Raw genomic sequence first — 13,910 nt, 5'->3', positions numbered from 1 at the left:
GCAGCAGGCGGCAGGCGCGGGCGGCAGGCAGCGCTCAGCCGCCCGCGGGCAGCGGTGACCCGGTGACCGGCAGCGCTCACGCCGACGGGTGCCGGCCGGCCCCGGGCGGGCAGCGCTCAGCCCCGGGCGGTCGTCGGCCGGTGGCGGGCGGCACTCAGCCCCGGCGGGCGGTCGTCGGCCGGCGGCGGGCGGCACTCAGCCCCGGCGGGCGGTCGTCGGCCGGTGGCGGGCGGCACTCAGCCCCGGCGGGCGGTCGTTCGGCCCGCGCCGGGCGGGGCTCAGCCAGTGGCCTCGGGCGCCCGGTGGCGCACCGCCGAGCCGGAGCGGGCCTTGGCCACCTCCAGCCGGGCCGGGATCCGCTGCCGCAGGTCCGCGACATGGCTGACGATGCCGACCGTGCGGTCGCGCTCGCGCAGGGAGTCCAGCACCTCGAGCACCTCGTCGAGGGTCTGCTCGTCCAGGCTGCCGAAGCCCTCGTCGATGAAGAGCGTGTCGAGCCGGGTGCCACCGGCCTCCTCGCTCACCACGTCGGCCAGGCCGAGGGCGAGGGCGAGCGAGGCGAAGAAGGTCTCGCCGCCGGAGAGGGTGGCGGTGTCCCGCTCGTGGCCCGTCCAGGAGTCGATGACGTGGAGTCCGAGGCCGGACCGGCCGCGGCCCCCGTTCCGGGCGTCGGAGTGCACCAGGGTGTAGCGCCCGGCGGACATCCGGTGCAGCCGGCTGCTGGCGGCGGCCGCCACCTGTTCCAGCCGGGCGGCCAGGACATAGGACTCCAGGCGCATCTTCCGCTCGTTCTGCGCGGAGGTGCCCGCGGTGAGGGCCGCCATCCGGGCCACCCGCTCGTACTCGGCCCGCTGCGGGGCCAGTCGGCGGGCGTCCAGGGTGGCCTGCGTTCCCAGCCGGTCCAGTTCGGCACAGCGGGTGCGGGCGGCCTCGTCCGCGGCGGAGGCGTCCCGGAGCCGCCGGGTGGCGGCGTCGAGCGCCGTCTGGGCCGCGGCGGGGTCGGCCGGGGGCCGCTGTCCGGCCGCGACGAGCTGCGGGTCGGCGAATTCGGCCGTCAGGGCGGCGTCCTCCGCCTCCCAGGCCGCGAGCCGGTGTTCCAGCGCGCGCCGGGCCTCGGGGGCGAGGACGGCGCCGGCGGCGTCCTCCGCCGTGGGGAACCCGGCCGCGCCGGCGGCGTCCGCCAGACCGGTCCCGGCCTCCCCGAGCCGGGACTCCGCCCGCTCCAGCGCGTGGGCCGCCTCCTCCGCCGTCTCCAGCAGTGCGGCGCGCCGCTCCAGTTCGGTGACGCGTTCGGCGACGCTCCGGGCGGTGCCGCGAGCGCGGGTCAACTCCTCCACCACCGCGGCCTGTTCGCGCAACAGGGTCTCCCGTCGCGAGGTGCGCGCGGCCATTCGCCGCTCGGCGGCCTGGTGTTCGTCGCGGCGTTCGGCGTGTTCTCGCTCGATGCGGTCGAGCGCCTCCCGGGCGGCGTGTGCGTCGGCGGCCTCCGCCCGGGCTGCGGACAGGGCCTGTTCGTGTTCGGCGACCTCTCCGGCCAGCCGGTCGGTCGCGGCGCCGTCCGCCTCGGTGTCCGCGGCCGCCAGCGCCTCCCGTACGGAGCGGAGCCGCTGGTCGGCCTCCTCCCGCCGGGTGTCGGCCCGCCGGTAGGCGGCGAGTGCCGCCTCCTCGTCCGTCCGGCCGACGTGATCCGCCTCCAGAGGGGCCGGGTCCGGGTGGTCGGGCGCGCCGCAGACGACGCACGGCTCGCCCTCCCGCAGGGAGGCGGCGAGTTCGGCGGCGATGCCGAGCAGCCGGCGCTCCTTGAGGTCGAGCCAGGCCTCCTGGGCCGCGGCGGAGGCGCCACGGGCCTCCAGCAGCCGCTCCTCCCCGGCCCGCACCTGGCCGGTGAGGGTGTCGCGCCGACGGGCGGCGTCCAGCCTGCGCCGGGCCGGGTCGAGCCGGCCGGCGAGGTGTTCGGCGCGGGTGGCGGCCTCCGCCGCCCGCTCGACCCGCTGCTGGTGGTCGCGGCGGACGGTGTCCCACCGGTCGAGCCAGTGCGCCGCCTCGGTCAGCACCTCGTCGTCCGCGCGGGACTGCCGCTCCAGATCGGCGAGTTCGGCGGCCAGCGCGGTGCCGCGCTCCTCGGTGCGGCGGGCGGCGGCCAGCGAACCGAGCTCCTGGCGGGCCTCGCGCTCCAGCTCGGCGAGGGTCTCGCGGGGCGCCTCCCGGAGGCCGTCGGGCAGCGCGGCACGGGCCCGCCCGGCGGCTGCCGCGGCCTCCCGGTGCCCGGCCGCCGCCGTGTCGCGCAGCCGCAGGGCGGGGACCACGGTGTCGGCGCTGCGGGCCCGGTCCAGCCGGGTGCGGGCGCTCTCCCGCTCCTCGCGCAGGGCGTCCCGGGCGGTCCGGCGTCGCACGGCCGCGTCGTACCGCTGCCGGAGCCGGTCCTGCTCCCGTACGGTCTCCAGCTCCGCGACGGCCGCGGCGTGGGCCGCTTCGGCGGCGCGCACGGCCGCGGCGCAGACCGTCCGCCACTCCCGGGCACTGGTCCGGGCCACCGCCGCGCCGCTCAGCACCGTGCCGGCGAGTCCCGGCTCGCCGGGAACCGGCGGCGCCTCCTCCGCACGCTGCCGGGTGCGGGCGGCGGAGCGCTGTGCCGGAACGGCGGGCGCCGTCCCGTCCGGCCCGCCGAGCGCGGGGAAGGGCGGCTCCGGGCCCCGGAGGGCCGCCTGCTGCATCCGGTGCGCCAGCGCCAGCAGCCGTTCGTCCCCGCTGCGGACCTGCTGCTGGGCGGCGGCGCGCAGTTCGGCGAGCCGCTCCTCGACGGCGGCGAACCGCCGGGTGTCGAAGAGCCGGCCGAGCAGCCTGCCGCGGGCCTCGGCGTCGGCGCGGAGGAAGCGGGCGAAGTCGCCCTGCGGGAGCAGGACCACCTGACAGAACTGCTCCTTGCTCATGCCGAGGAGCTGCCCGATCTCCTCGCCGGCCTCCTGGTGGGAGCGGCTGAGCGGCCGCCACTCCCCCTCGGTGCGTTCGCGCAGCCAGGTCTGCGCCTTGTCCCGGGTGAAGCCGCTGCCGCGCTTCTTCGGCCGCGGCTGCTCGGGGCGGCGGGTGATCTCCAAACGGCGTCCGCCGACGGTGAGGTCGAGCAGGACCTCGGTGGGGGTGAGCGGGTCGGCGTGGTCGCTGCGGAGGGAGTGTCCGCTCTGCCGGGCGCCGGGCACACCGCCGTACAGGGCGAAGCAGACGGCGTCGAGGACGGAGGTCTTGCCCGCCCCCGTCGGGCCGTGGAGCAGGAACAGCCCGGCGGCGGAGAGGTCGTCGAAGTCCACCTCGGCGGTGCCGCCGAACGGACCGAACGCGGTGATCCGCAGTCGGTGCAGCCTCACCGGACCCCCTCGCTCCGGCTCTCCGCGGCGGCCGCGCGGGCCCGGACGTCGTCGAGGGCGCCGCCGAGGACGGCCCGTTCGCCGGCGTCCGGTCCGGCGCCGCCGCGCACATGGGCCACGAAGTCCTCGGCGATCTGCCGGTCGGTGCGGCCCTTGAGCCGCTCGGCGTAGGAGGCGAGCGGGTCCTCGGCGTCCCGTTCCGGGTCGAAGGCGAGGTTGAGGACGTGCGGGAAGCGCTCGGCGAGCCGGGCCATCGGGTCGTCCGGGCGCACGGCGTCGGTGAGGGTGGCCTCCACCCAGGCGTCCTCGTGCCGGGTGAGTTCCGGGTCCTTCAGCAGGTCCTCCAGCGGGCCGCGGATGCGGGCGAGCGGGCGGGGCACCGGGCAGTCGATGCGCTCGGCGTCGAACGCGCCGTCCGGCCCCAGGTCGACCAGCCACATGCTCTTGCGGTGGTGGACCTCCGAGAAGGAGTAGGCGAGCGGCGATCCGGAGTAGCGGATGCGTTCGCTGACGGTCTGACAGCCGTGCAGATGGCCGAGGGCCGCGTAGTCGACGCCGTCGAAGACCGTGGCGGGCACCGCGGCGACGCCGCCGACCGTGATGTCCCGCTCGCTGTCGGAGGTGGCGGCGCCGGAGACGAAGGCGTGGGCCAGCACCACCGAGCGGGTGCCGGACGGGCGGTCGGCGAGGTCGGCGCGGACCCGGTCCATGGCGGCGTCCAGCACCGCGGTGTGACTGGTCCGTTCGGCAGCCAGCTCCTCGCGGACCAGGGCCGGTTCGAGATACGGCAGCCCGTACAGGGCGACCTCGCCGTGGGCGTCGGTGAGGACCACCGGGTCCGCGCAGCCCGCCGGGTCGGTGCGCAGGTGGATGCCCGCCCGGTCCATCAGCCGGGAGCCGACGCCGAGCCGGCGGGCGGAGTCGTGGTTGCCGGAGATCATGACGGTGGGCACCCCGGCGTCGGCGAGCCGGTGCAGCGCGGTGTCGAAGAGTTCGACGGCGGCGAGCGGGGGCACGGCCCGGTCGTACACGTCGCCCGCGACGAGGACGGCGTCGACCCGCTGCTCCCGCACCGTCTCCACGAGGTGGTCGAGGAACGCCGCTTGGGCGGGCAGCAGGCTCACCCGGTGGAAGGACCGGCCGAGATGCCAGTCGGACGTGTGCAGGAGTCGCATGATCCTCGACTGTAACGGTGGGGTACGACACCCCGGGCGGAGACGGGCGGTTCGGTCTGGTGTCAGACGGTTCCGTATGCTTCGCCGCCGAGTTCGAGCCGGGCGGTGCCCGCTGTGGTGTCGGCGATCCAGGCGCGGAAGGCGTCGACGTCCGCCTCGGGGAGCCCGACCTCCAGGGTCACCTCGGCCGCGTAGCGCACGTCCCGGACCTCGCGGCCGGTCGCCCGCAGGTCGTTCTCCAGCTTCCCGGCCCGCTGGTGGTCGACGGTGACGGTGGCCAGCCGGAAGCGCTGCCGGGTGAGGGTGCCGAGGGCGTCGAGTGCTTCGCCGACCGCGCCGCCGTAGGCGCGGATGAGCCCGCCCGCGCCGAGTTTGACCCCGCCGTAGTACCGGGTGACGACGGCGACGACGAAGCGGACCTCGCGGCGCAGCAGCATCTGGAGCATCGGGACGCCGGCGGTGCCGCCGGGCTCGCCGTCGTCGCTCGCCTTCTGCACCCCGCCGTCGGCGCCGATGACGTACGCGAAGCAGTTGTGGGAGGCGGTGGGGTGCTCCCTGCGGATGCGCCGGACGAACTCCTGCGCCTCCTCCTCGGTCGCCGCGGGTGCGAGGGCGCAGCGGAAGCGCGACTTGTTGATCTCGATCTCGTGCACGCCCTCGCGCGCGACCGTCCGGTACTGGTCCTGCATCACGCCAGCCTATGCGGGGCTCCGGGAATGGTCCCGGCGGGTCCGTCGTTGTCCAGGACATGTACGGAGACGCAGAGACGGTCCGCAGGATCCTCACCGGCACCGGTGACACCTGGGCGGTGGTCGGTCTGTCGACCAACGAGAGCCGGGCGGCGCACGGGGTGGCCGAGGTGCTCCAGCGGTACGGCAAGCGGATCGTGCCGGTGCACCCGAAGGCGGAGACCGTGCACGGCGAGCCGGGGTACGCCTCGCTGGACGAGATCCCGTTCCCGGTGGACGTGGTCGACGTGTTCGTCAACAGCCATCTCGCCGGGCAGGTCGCCGACCAGGCGGTGGCGATCGGCGCGAAGGCGGTCTGGTTCCAGCTGGGCCTGGTGGACGAGTCGGCCTGGGAGCGGACGCGGGCCGCCGGTCTGGACATGGTCATGGACCGCTGTCCGGCGATCGAGCTCCCCCGGCTGGGCTGAACCGGCCGGGCGGCAGGGCAGGGGTCAGCCGCCGAGGCCGTCCAGGACGACGGCCCCGGGGAGCGCGGCGAGCGCCGCGCCGGGGACGAGGAGCTTCCCGCGGCGGCTGCCGCTGCCGATGACCAGGCAGGGCGCCGGGACGAGCGCAGCGTCCACCAGCAGCGGCCAGCCCGCCGGCAGCCCGAGCGGGGTGATGCCGCCGTACTCCATGCCGGTCTCCGCCACGGCCCGGTCCAGCGGGGCGAAGGACGCCTTGCGGGCGCCGAGGTGGCGCCGGACGGTGCCGTTGACGTCCAGCCGGGCGGTCGCCGGCACCATGCAGGCGGCCAGGGTCGTCTCCCCGCCGCGGCGTCCGGCGACGACCACGCAGTTCGCGGAGGCCTCCAGGAGCCCGGGTCCGTAGGTCTCGGCGAAGACCGCGGTGTCCGCCTTCCCGGGGTCGGAGTCGACGTAGAGCAGCTGCTCCACGGGCACCGGACCGCTCCACGCCCGGACGGCGTCCGCGACGGGCGGCACCAGGTCGTCCAGGCAGTCGGCGGCAGGGCGGACCGCGTCGAAGTGACCGATGGGGGCGCGCATGCGGGCACGCTAACAAATGGGCGCGCGGCCGATGTCCGCCGTCGCGGCGCCGCTCAGCGCACCGGCGGCACGGAGACGACCATCATCACCTCGACCGGCTCGGTGCCGTCGTTGCGGTAGGCGTGGGTGCCGCTGGCCTCGAAGCTGGCCGAGGTCCCGGCGCCGAGCAGGTGCTCCTCGCCCTCGACGACGAGGGTCAGCTCGCCGGACCGGACATGGACGAGTTCGAAGGTGCCCGACGGGTGCGGGTCGGAGGAGCTGCCGTCGCCGGGCTCCAGGTGCCAGGACCACAGCTCCAGCGGCCCGGGGGTCTGGGTGCCGGCGAGGAGGGTGCTGGAGCTGCCCTCCTCGGTGGACCACATGCGTACGGCCCGGTCGGCGGGGACGACCTGGACGCGGGGCTCCTGGTCGAAGTCGAGCAGGGTGGTGAGGCTGACCCCGAGGGCGTCGGCGAGCTTCACCGTGGTGCCGACACTGGGGTTCGTCCGCGCCTGTTCGATCTGGATGATCATGCCTCGGCTGACGCCCGCCCGGGCCGCGAGCCCGTCCAGGGTGAAGCCCCGCTCATTCCGCCAGCGCTTGAGGTTGCGGGCGAGTGACTGGGTGAGGTGGTCGAGGTCCGTCACGTACCGTCCAATATTTTCGATGCAGCAGTTTAGTTTCTTCAACTATGCTGTGCTGGACTCCAGCGTTCACCACACTGTACTGCGAGGTTTCGTATGACGGCCGTCTTCGCTCTGGCCACCAGTCTCCTGTGGGGGCTGGCCGACTTCGGCGGCGGACTGCTGACGCGACGCATCCCGGCCCTCACCGTGGTCGTCGTCTCGCAGACGATCGCGGCCGTCGTGCTCGGCGCGATCGTGATCGCCACCGGCGGCTGGAGCGAGGCCGGTGCCCAGCTGTGGTTCGCGGTCGCGGCGGGTGTCGTCGGCCCGGTGGCGATGCTCTGCTTCTACCGGGCGCTCGCGCTCGGCCCGATGGGCGTCGTCTCGCCCCTGGGCTCACTCGGCGTGGCCGTGCCGGTGGGCGTCGGCCTGATGATCGGCGAGCGTCCCGGCCTGCTGCAGATCGCCGGGATCCTGGTGGCCGTCGCGGGCGTGGTGCTGGCGGGCGGTCCGCAGCTGCGCGGCGCGCCGGTGCAGCGGCAGGCAATCCTGCTGACGCTGGTGGCGGCCTTCGGCTTCGGCGCCGTCATGGCCCTCATCGCCGAGTCGTCCACCACGCTCACCGGGCTGTTCCTCGCGCTGTTCGTCCAGCGGGTGACCAATGTCGTGGTCGGCGGTGCGGCCCTCTACGCCTCGGTGCGGCGCGGCGCGCCCGCGCTGCCCGAGGAGGGCGGCATGGGGGTCATCCGGGCGTCGCTGCCGGCCCTGGCGTTCGTGGGTCTGGCCGATGTGGCGGCCAACGGCAGCTACGCGCTCGCCGCCCAGCAGGGGCCGGTGACGGTCGCCGCCGTCCTGGCCTCGCTCTACCCGGTGATCACCGCGCTGGCGGCGCGCGGCTTCCTCGACGAACGGCTGCGGGCGGTGCAGGCGGCGGGCGCGGCGCTGGCCCTGTTCGGCACGGTGCTGCTGGCGGCGGGCTGAGGCCCACCGTTCACCGGACGGACCGTGAGCCCTGGGCTCACGGTCCGTCCGGGTCCAGTTCCGCCAGGGCCCGCAGCTGTTCCGGTGTGACGTCCTCCGGGATCGGCACCGGCGGCGGGGTGCGCAGCGGGGGCTGCCACCCGGTCCCGGGATCCCAGCGGCGCACGACCCGGGCGGGCGCGCCCGCGACCACCGCGTGGTCGGGCACCTCGCCCCGTACCACCGCTCCGGCGGCGACCACCACGTTCCGGCCGAGGCGCGCGCCGGGGAGTATCACCGCTCCGGCCCCCAGCCAGCTGCCCGGCCCGATCTCGACGGGCGCGGTACGCGGCCACTGCCGGCCGATCGGCTGGTCGGGGTCGTCGTAGGAGTGGTTGTCGCTGGTGACATAGACGTACGGGCCGCAGAAGACGTCGTTGCCGAAGACCACCGGCCGGGAGGCGACGACATGGCTGCCGCGGCCGAGGACGACGCCGTCGCCCAGCCGCAGCACCGGCTCCGGCCCCAGGTCGAGGCCGGGCATCATCCCGGCCGTGAGCGTGACCTGTTCACCGATGATGCAGTGGTCGCCGAGGTGGATCCACGGCTCCCCGAAGACGGTGCCCTGAGGGAACGCCAGCCGGGTCCCCGGGCCTATCCGGCCGAACCGGTGCCGGCCCGGACGCTCGGCGGTGACAGCTCCGGCGTCCTGCATCCAGCGCCAGCCGCGGTGCACCGCGCGGGTGACGGCCCGGCGCCGCCAGGCTCCGAGCGATGAGAACGTGTTCCGGTTTTTCGGCACCCGCACACGGTACTCAGCGGTGCACCGGCCTCCGCACGCCGTGGGCTGTGATCTTCACCCCACCCGGCTGGCGGGCGGTCCGCCCGCCGGCCGGGGCGACACGGAGTCAGCCGCCGTACGGATTGCCCTGCTGCGGGGCACCGTACGGACCCGGCTGCTGCGGGGCACCGTATGGGCCGGGCTGCGCACCCGGCGCACCGTAGGGGCCGGGCTGCTGCTGCTGCGGCGTGTGGGTCCGGTACTCCTCGGGCACGCCCCAGGGCTCCTGCGGAACCGGGGGGCCCTGCTGCCCGTGGGGGGCGGGCTGCTGCTGCGGCGTGTGGGTCCGGTACTCCTCGGGCACGCCCCAGGGCTCCTGCGGAACCGGGGGGCCCTGCTGCCCGTAGGGGGCGGGCGGGGGCGGGGCCTGTGCGGGCTGACCGTACGGACCGGGCTGCTGCGGGACCGGCTGGCCGTGCTGCTGCTGGGGGCTCTGCGGGTAGCCGTACTGCGGCGCGCCCTGAGGCGGCATGGCCTGGGGCGGCATGCCCTGCTGCGGGTAGCCCTGAGGCGGCATGGCCTGCTGCGGGTACCCCTGCTGCGGAGCGCCCTGCGGGCCGCCGACGGCGGAGAGGAACTGCTCCAACTCCGCACGCCACAGACGGTGGACGTTGAGCCGGGTCGGCTTCGGCTCGCCGGGCAGCATCAGATGGAAGCAGCTCCACAGCGGATTGAGCGCCACCTCGCTGATGAGCATCGGGGCCTCGGCCCGCGGGATGGCGTACGCGACCTCCTTGGGCCGCTGGCTGAACCGGTGCATCCGGTGGAACACCACCGCCTGGTCGGTCAGGGTGATGAAGTAGTACTTCACCAGCAGTTGTCCGATCAGGCCCAGTGCTCCGGTGAGCCAGGGCGTGGGCCCGGTGAGCGACGCGACGGTCACCAGGGCCCGGTCACCGGGCGCGGCCTGGGATATGGCCGCCGAGACCTGTTCCTTCATCGTCGCCTTGCGCATGGCCATGCGGCTGTTCCTCAATTCTCTGCTGCGTTGGGACCCGCAGCGTACCGAGTGCCGCGGACATCGGTGCCACCCGCGGTTGCCGGGCGGGCAGTTGCGGTTCCGGCGTACCGGCACAGGCCCCGTGCGTGCCCGGACCACCGCTCGACGGAGCTGGAACTCACCGCTCCGGCACACCGGTTGACGCACCGTTCCGCGCCTTGAAGGACGCGGGGCGGCCCGAAGGCGGGGAGGACATCCGGGGCGGACACCGGCCTCCCGCACCCCGCCGCAGTACCCGCTCCGTACCGAAGTGGCCGTCCACGCCCGCCTGGTGACGAACCGGGTGTCCTCGCGGAGCACCGCAGCCACCGCCGCGTCGTCGGCCCGCTCGATTCCGTCCGGCGGCAGGGGCGGCCCGCGCCGCCTCAGTCCGCGGCCCCGCCGACCGCCTCCCGGTGCTGCTGCGCCAGCTCGCCGTACATCACGGCGTTCACGGTGACGAGCTCGCGCTCCTCCGCGGTGAGCTCCCGCCGGACCCGCGCGGGGACGCCCGCGACCAGCGACCCGGGCGGGACCCGCATGCCCTGGGGCACCAGCGCCTGGGCCGCGACGAGGGAACCCGCCCCGATGTGCGCGCCGTTGAGGACGGTGGCGCCCATGCCGACCAGGACGTCGTCCTCGACGGTGCAGCCGTGCAGAACGGCGTTGTGACCGACCGAGACGCGCTCCCCGACGGTGAGCGGGAAGCCGACGTCGACATGGAGGGTGCAGTTGTCCTGGATGTTGCTGCCGCGGCCGATGACTATGGGCCCCGCGTCGGCCCGGAGGACGGCGTGGTACCAGACGCTCGATCCGGGGGCCAGGGTGACGTCCCCGAGCACCACCGCTGTCGGTGCGGTGAACGCGTCCGGGTCGATCTTCGGCTCCCGGCCGCCCACGCCCGCGATCAGTGCCCGCTCCGTCATCGCCGTCTCCTCGCCGCTCCGCCCCGCCGCCGGGGCCGTCGGCGACGATCTTGCCGCCGCGGGGACGGCGGAGGCAAGGGATCCGCAGCTCAGTCGACGGCCGCGACGCTTTCGGGGGCCGGTTCGCTCCGCTCCAGCGCCGCGGCGGCCTTCTTGGTCCGGCTCCGGACCACCAGGAACGAGGCCAGGCCGATGGCGACGGCGATGAGCAGACCGAAGTAGGAGAACCGCTTCAGCCACTCCTCGGCCACGATGCCGACGGAGTAGATCACCGCGGTGGTACCGCCGGCCCAGACGATGCCGCCGAGCACGTTGGCGATGAGGAACTTCCAGTACGGCATGTGCAGCACACCGGCGAGGGGCCCGGCGAAGATCCGCAGCAGGGCGACGAAGCGGCCGAAGAAGACGGCCCACATGCCCCACTTCTCGAAGGAGCGCTCGGCGGCCGCGATGTGCTGCGGGCCGAAGTGCTTGGGGAACTTCCCGCCGAGCCAGGTCAGGAGCGGCTTGCCGCCCCGGCGGCCGATCAGATAGCCGATGGAGTCACCGATGATCGCGCCCGCGGTGGCACAGGTGCCGAGGACCACCGGGTCGATCTCGCCGTGCTGTGAGGCGAGCAGGGCCGAACTGATGAGAACGATCTCGCCCGGCAGGGGGATACCCAGGCTCTCCAGCCCGATGACCACCCCCACCAGGATGTAGACACTGAGCGCCGGCACCGTCTCGAGCCACTCCTGGACGTGCAATGCCGGTTCCTCCCGTGATCTGTCCTGCTGCCCGGCGCGCCATGGGGCGCACGCCGGGCAGCCTACTGGATCCCGGGCAAAGAGGGCGGTCAGCTGTTCGGGCGCAGCGTCCAGAGGATGGACATCTCGCCGGTGACGGCGCCGTCCTCACGCGTGATCGAGACCTCGACGGGGAACTCGGGGCGCCCGCCGGCGTCGAGCTCGGCGACGACGTCGGCGATCGGGCGGCCGAGCTGCGCGGTGGCCGTGACCGGACCCATGGCCAGCTTCTTGTAGCCGATCTCGGCGCGTACGGCGAGGGGGACGGCCCGGGAGAGCTGGTCGCCGAAGGCGGCGATCACGATGGCACCGCTGGCCGACTCGGCGAGCGTGAACATCGCGCCGGCGTGCGGCCCACCGACGTGATTGTGGTAGTCGGGCTGGTCGGGCAGCCGGAGCACCGCGCGCTCCGCGGTGGTCTCGAGGAATTCGAGGTTCAGGGTGCGGGCCATCGGAACGGTGGCCGTGAGCATTTCGCCGATCGACGGCAGGGTCTCGGACATGGCGGGGATGTTACCAACGAGTAGCCCTCGGCGACAGGGCGGAGCCCCGCCTTCCACGGGACACCTCTATCGTTAGCGGCCATGTGGCCAGGACAGCAGCCGCCCGGGGGCGAGCAGAACCCGCAGAACGCGAACCCGTACCAGCAGCCGGGGTACCCGCAACCGGGGCATCAACAGCCCCCTCCCTACCAGCAACAGGGCTATCAGCAGCCGGGTTACCAGCAGCCGAACCCGTATCAGCAGCCGCCGCCGCAGTGGAACACGGCGGCGTCCGGCGGCCCGCAGCCGCCGCGGAACAACCGCAGCAAGGCCACGATCGCCGTCGTGACGGCCGCCGCCGTGGTGGTCGCCGCCGCGGTCACCGGCGTGATCGTCCTGGGCGGCGAGGACGAGAGCCCCCAGGCAGGGGCGGGCGACAGCAAGCAGTCCGCCTCCGCCGCGCCCTCGTCGTCCGGCGCGGGCGACTCCGGCGGGGGCGAGCTCGCCAACCCGCGTGCCGACAGCGAGGTGAAGCCGGTCGTCCCCGGCTGGAAGACCGTGACCAACGCCAAGCGGCACAGCGCGTTCGACGTCCCGCCGGACTGGGCCGTCGAGCGGCCGGGCACCGCCATCGGGTTCACCGACCAGAAGGACACCTCCGACTTCCCGAAGTCGCTGGTGACGATGACGTCCCCCGCGTATGCCCAGGAGAAGTGGTGCACCTCGAAGACCGAGAGCGGGCGGGAGGACACCACGTCGCTGGGGACCGCCGGCACCAAGGGCGCGCAGGGGGCGAAGAGCACCGCGGAGGCGGCCCAGAACGAAGCCCTCAGCTGGGTCTTCGCCGCCTATGACCAGAAGAAGACGGGCACGTTCCGGGGCACCCGGGCCAAGCCGTTCAAGAGCGACCACGGCATCAGCGGCTCCCTGTCGTCCGCGACGGTGACGGGGGTGAAGAAGGCCGACAAGTGCGCCACCGACGGCAAGGCGTTCGCCGTCACCTACCGCGCGGAGACCGGCGACCTGGCGACCTGGGTGCTGTACGCGGCCAAGGGTGTCGAGGACGAGATCCCGGACGCCACCATCAGGAAGATCATGAGCACCCTGCGGCCGCTCCCGTCCTCCTGAACCTCCGCTCCCCGCCGGGCTCCTCCGCCCGCTGCCCGGCCTCGGCCCGGCTCACCGGATTCGCAGGACCGGTGAGCCGGGTCAGCCGACGCTGAAGGCCCCGTCCGGCGGCTCCGGCGAGTCCTCGGCCTCACCGTCGTGAACGGGCCGCGCACCTGCCGCCAGCCGGCTGAGGGACGCCCCGTGCTCCACCCGCGCCGGGAAGGTGTCGGCCGCGGTCCGGCGGGCCAGCGCGGCGACCGGCAGTTCGGCGTCGGAGGCCACGAGCACCGTGTTGCCGAAGCGACGGCCGCGCAGCACGGAGGGCTCGGCGATGAGGCACACGTGCCGGAACGCCTCGGACGCGGCGGCCAGCTGGGAGCGGAGGAACGGGAAGGGGGCGGTGTCCGCGAGGTTCGCCGCGTAGACGCCGCCGGGGCGCAGGGTCCGGGCGGCGGCGCACGCGTACTCCACGGAGGTGAGCTGGGCGGGCACCCGGGAGCCGGTGAAGACGTCCGCGATCAGGAGATCCACCGACGCGGGCTCCGTTCGCTCCAGCCAGTGGCGCGCGTCCGCGGCGTGCACGCCGATGTCCGCACCGGGCGGCAGCGGCAGACACTCCTCGACCAGCGCGATCAGACCGGAGTCGGCCTCGATCACCGTCTGCCGGGACGCCGGCCGGGTGACGGCGGCATAGCGCGGCAGGGTCAGCGCGCCCCCGCCGAGGTGCAGGATGTCGACCGGTGCGCCCGGGTCGGCGGCGATGTCCACGACATGGGCGAGCCGCCGCAGGTACTCGAATTCCAGGTCGGTCGGATCGTCGAGGTCCACATACGACTGTGGAGCGCCGTCCACGGTGAGCAGCCAGGCCCGCGGCCGGTCCACATCGGGCATCAGCTTCGCGGTCCCGAAGTCCACGGCCCGGGTCACGGGAATCGGCTCGTTCTCCACGC

14 protein-coding genes are annotated in these 13,910 nt (G+C 74.6%); 3 read left to right on the top strand and 11 right to left on the bottom strand.

Features of this window, described 5'->3' with window-relative positions:
* Positions 1–278: 278 nt before the first annotated feature.
* The 3 genes from ACFYYR_RS15195 to ACFYYR_RS15185 all read right to left on the bottom strand — a co-directional run bounded on the left by ACFYYR_RS15195 (position 279) and on the right by ACFYYR_RS15185 (position 5,226).
* Positions 279–3,362 carry an AAA family ATPase gene (locus tag ACFYYR_RS15195; RefSeq protein ID WP_388852147.1) on the bottom strand — a complete coding sequence of 1,028 codons (3,084 nt, stop codon included), beginning with the start codon at positions 3,360–3,362 and terminating at the stop codon, positions 279–281.
* On the bottom strand, positions 3,359–4,537 hold the full coding sequence (locus ACFYYR_RS15190; protein WP_388852144.1) for an exonuclease SbcCD subunit D: 1,179 nt from the start codon (positions 4,535–4,537) through the stop codon (positions 3,359–3,361). Before ACFYYR_RS15190 ends, ACFYYR_RS15195 begins: the two co-directional genes overlap by 4 nt.
* A gap of 62 nt (positions 4,538–4,599) precedes the next feature.
* Positions 4,600–5,226 (bottom strand): YigZ family protein, encoded by a 627-nt coding sequence (locus ACFYYR_RS15185; RefSeq protein ID WP_388852141.1) that lies wholly within the window; start codon positions 5,224–5,226, stop codon positions 4,600–4,602.
* A 59-nt stretch (positions 5,227–5,285) separates the two neighbouring features.
* Here ACFYYR_RS15185 and ACFYYR_RS15180 point away from each other — a divergent pair, with 59 nt between their 5' ends.
* On the top strand, positions 5,286–5,693 hold the full coding sequence (locus tag ACFYYR_RS15180; protein WP_388852138.1) for a CoA-binding protein: 408 nt from the start codon (positions 5,286–5,288) through the stop codon (positions 5,691–5,693).
* Positions 5,694–5,717: 24 nt separating this feature from the next.
* Here the strand turns inward: ACFYYR_RS15180 and ACFYYR_RS15175 are convergent, their stop codons facing one another.
* Positions 5,718–6,272, bottom strand: coding sequence for a YbaK/EbsC family protein (locus ACFYYR_RS15175; protein WP_388852135.1), 555 nt, complete (start codon positions 6,270–6,272; stop codon positions 5,718–5,720).
* A 53-nt stretch (positions 6,273–6,325) separates the two neighbouring features.
* Positions 6,326–6,898: a helix-turn-helix domain-containing protein gene (locus tag ACFYYR_RS15170; RefSeq protein WP_388852132.1), complete on the bottom strand. Its 573-nt coding sequence runs from the start codon at positions 6,896–6,898 to the stop codon at positions 6,326–6,328.
* A 93-nt stretch (positions 6,899–6,991) separates the two neighbouring features.
* On the opposite strand from ACFYYR_RS15170, the gene ACFYYR_RS15165 reads away from it, so the two are divergent.
* Entirely contained in the window at positions 6,992–7,858 is an 867-nt protein-coding gene (locus ACFYYR_RS15165) for an EamA family transporter (RefSeq protein ID WP_388852129.1), read from the top strand.
* A gap of 37 nt (positions 7,859–7,895) precedes the next feature.
* On the opposite strand, the gene ACFYYR_RS15160 is transcribed toward ACFYYR_RS15165, so the two are convergent.
* The 5 genes from ACFYYR_RS15160 to ACFYYR_RS15140 all read right to left on the bottom strand — a co-directional run bounded on the left by ACFYYR_RS15160 (position 7,896) and on the right by ACFYYR_RS15140 (position 11,871).
* The gene (locus tag ACFYYR_RS15160; protein WP_388852126.1) at positions 7,896–8,639 is read right to left on the bottom strand and encodes an acyltransferase; all 744 of its coding nucleotides are present in this window, start codon (positions 8,637–8,639) and stop codon (positions 7,896–7,898) included.
* Between the two features lie 106 nt (positions 8,640–8,745).
* Complete coding sequence (locus ACFYYR_RS15155; protein WP_388852123.1) at positions 8,746–9,639, bottom strand: hypothetical protein; 894 nt, start codon at positions 9,637–9,639, stop codon at positions 8,746–8,748.
* 404 nt (positions 9,640–10,043) lie between these two features.
* On the bottom strand, positions 10,044–10,583 hold the full coding sequence (locus tag ACFYYR_RS15150) for a gamma carbonic anhydrase family protein (protein WP_388852120.1): 540 nt from the start codon (positions 10,581–10,583) through the stop codon (positions 10,044–10,046).
* 89 nt (positions 10,584–10,672) lie between these two features.
* The gene (locus ACFYYR_RS15145; RefSeq protein ID WP_388852117.1) at positions 10,673–11,329 is read right to left on the bottom strand and encodes a DedA family protein; all 657 of its coding nucleotides are present in this window, start codon (positions 11,327–11,329) and stop codon (positions 10,673–10,675) included.
* Positions 11,330–11,418: 89 nt separating this feature from the next.
* Entirely contained in the window at positions 11,419–11,871 is a 453-nt protein-coding gene (locus ACFYYR_RS15140) for a DUF4442 domain-containing protein (RefSeq protein WP_388852114.1), read from the bottom strand.
* An 81-nt stretch (positions 11,872–11,952) separates the two neighbouring features.
* Between ACFYYR_RS15140 and ACFYYR_RS15135 the strand changes: the two genes are divergently transcribed.
* The gene (locus ACFYYR_RS15135; RefSeq protein WP_388852111.1) at positions 11,953–12,978 is read left to right on the top strand and encodes a hypothetical protein; all 1,026 of its coding nucleotides are present in this window, start codon (positions 11,953–11,955) and stop codon (positions 12,976–12,978) included.
* Positions 12,979–13,059: 81 nt separating this feature from the next.
* Here the strand turns inward: ACFYYR_RS15135 and ACFYYR_RS15130 are convergent, their stop codons facing one another.
* Entirely contained in the window at positions 13,060–13,851 is a 792-nt protein-coding gene (locus ACFYYR_RS15130) for a spermidine synthase (RefSeq protein ID WP_388852542.1), read from the bottom strand.
* Positions 13,852–13,910: the final 59 nt, after the last annotated feature.

The organism is Streptomyces sp. NPDC001922, assembly GCF_042891165.1.
Taxonomy (GTDB): Bacteria; Actinomycetota; Actinomycetes; order Streptomycetales; family Streptomycetaceae; genus Streptomyces.
Note: the sequence above shows the minus strand (reverse complement) of the source record. Positions and strands in the feature narration are given on the sequence as shown.

Excerpts from the sequence above, each read along its gene's own strand:
- ACFYYR_RS15190 (WP_388852144.1), bottom strand. The coding sequence starts at position 4,537 with ATGCGACTCCTGCACACGTCCGACTGGCATCTCGGCCGGTCCTTCCAC.
- ACFYYR_RS15185 (WP_388852141.1), bottom strand. The coding sequence starts at position 5,226 with ATGCAGGACCAGTACCGGACGGTCGCGCGCGAGGGCGTGCACGAGATC.
- ACFYYR_RS15180 (WP_388852138.1), top strand. The coding sequence starts at position 5,286 with ATGTACGGAGACGCAGAGACGGTCCGCAGGATCCTCACCGGCACCGGT.
- ACFYYR_RS15175 (WP_388852135.1), bottom strand. The coding sequence starts at position 6,272 with ATGCGCGCCCCCATCGGTCACTTCGACGCGGTCCGCCCTGCCGCCGAC.
- ACFYYR_RS15165 (WP_388852129.1), top strand. The coding sequence starts at position 6,992 with ATGACGGCCGTCTTCGCTCTGGCCACCAGTCTCCTGTGGGGGCTGGCC.
- ACFYYR_RS15155 (WP_388852123.1), bottom strand. The coding sequence starts at position 9,639 with ATGGCCATGCGCAAGGCGACGATGAAGGAACAGGTCTCGGCGGCCATA.
- ACFYYR_RS15150 (WP_388852120.1), bottom strand. The coding sequence starts at position 10,583 with ATGACGGAGCGGGCACTGATCGCGGGCGTGGGCGGCCGGGAGCCGAAG.
- ACFYYR_RS15140 (WP_388852114.1), bottom strand. The coding sequence starts at position 11,871 with ATGTCCGAGACCCTGCCGTCGATCGGCGAAATGCTCACGGCCACCGTT.
- ACFYYR_RS15135 (WP_388852111.1), top strand. The coding sequence starts at position 11,953 with ATGTGGCCAGGACAGCAGCCGCCCGGGGGCGAGCAGAACCCGCAGAAC.
- ACFYYR_RS15130 (WP_388852542.1), bottom strand. The coding sequence starts at position 13,851 with ATGCCCGATGTGGACCGGCCGCGGGCCTGGCTGCTCACCGTGGACGGC.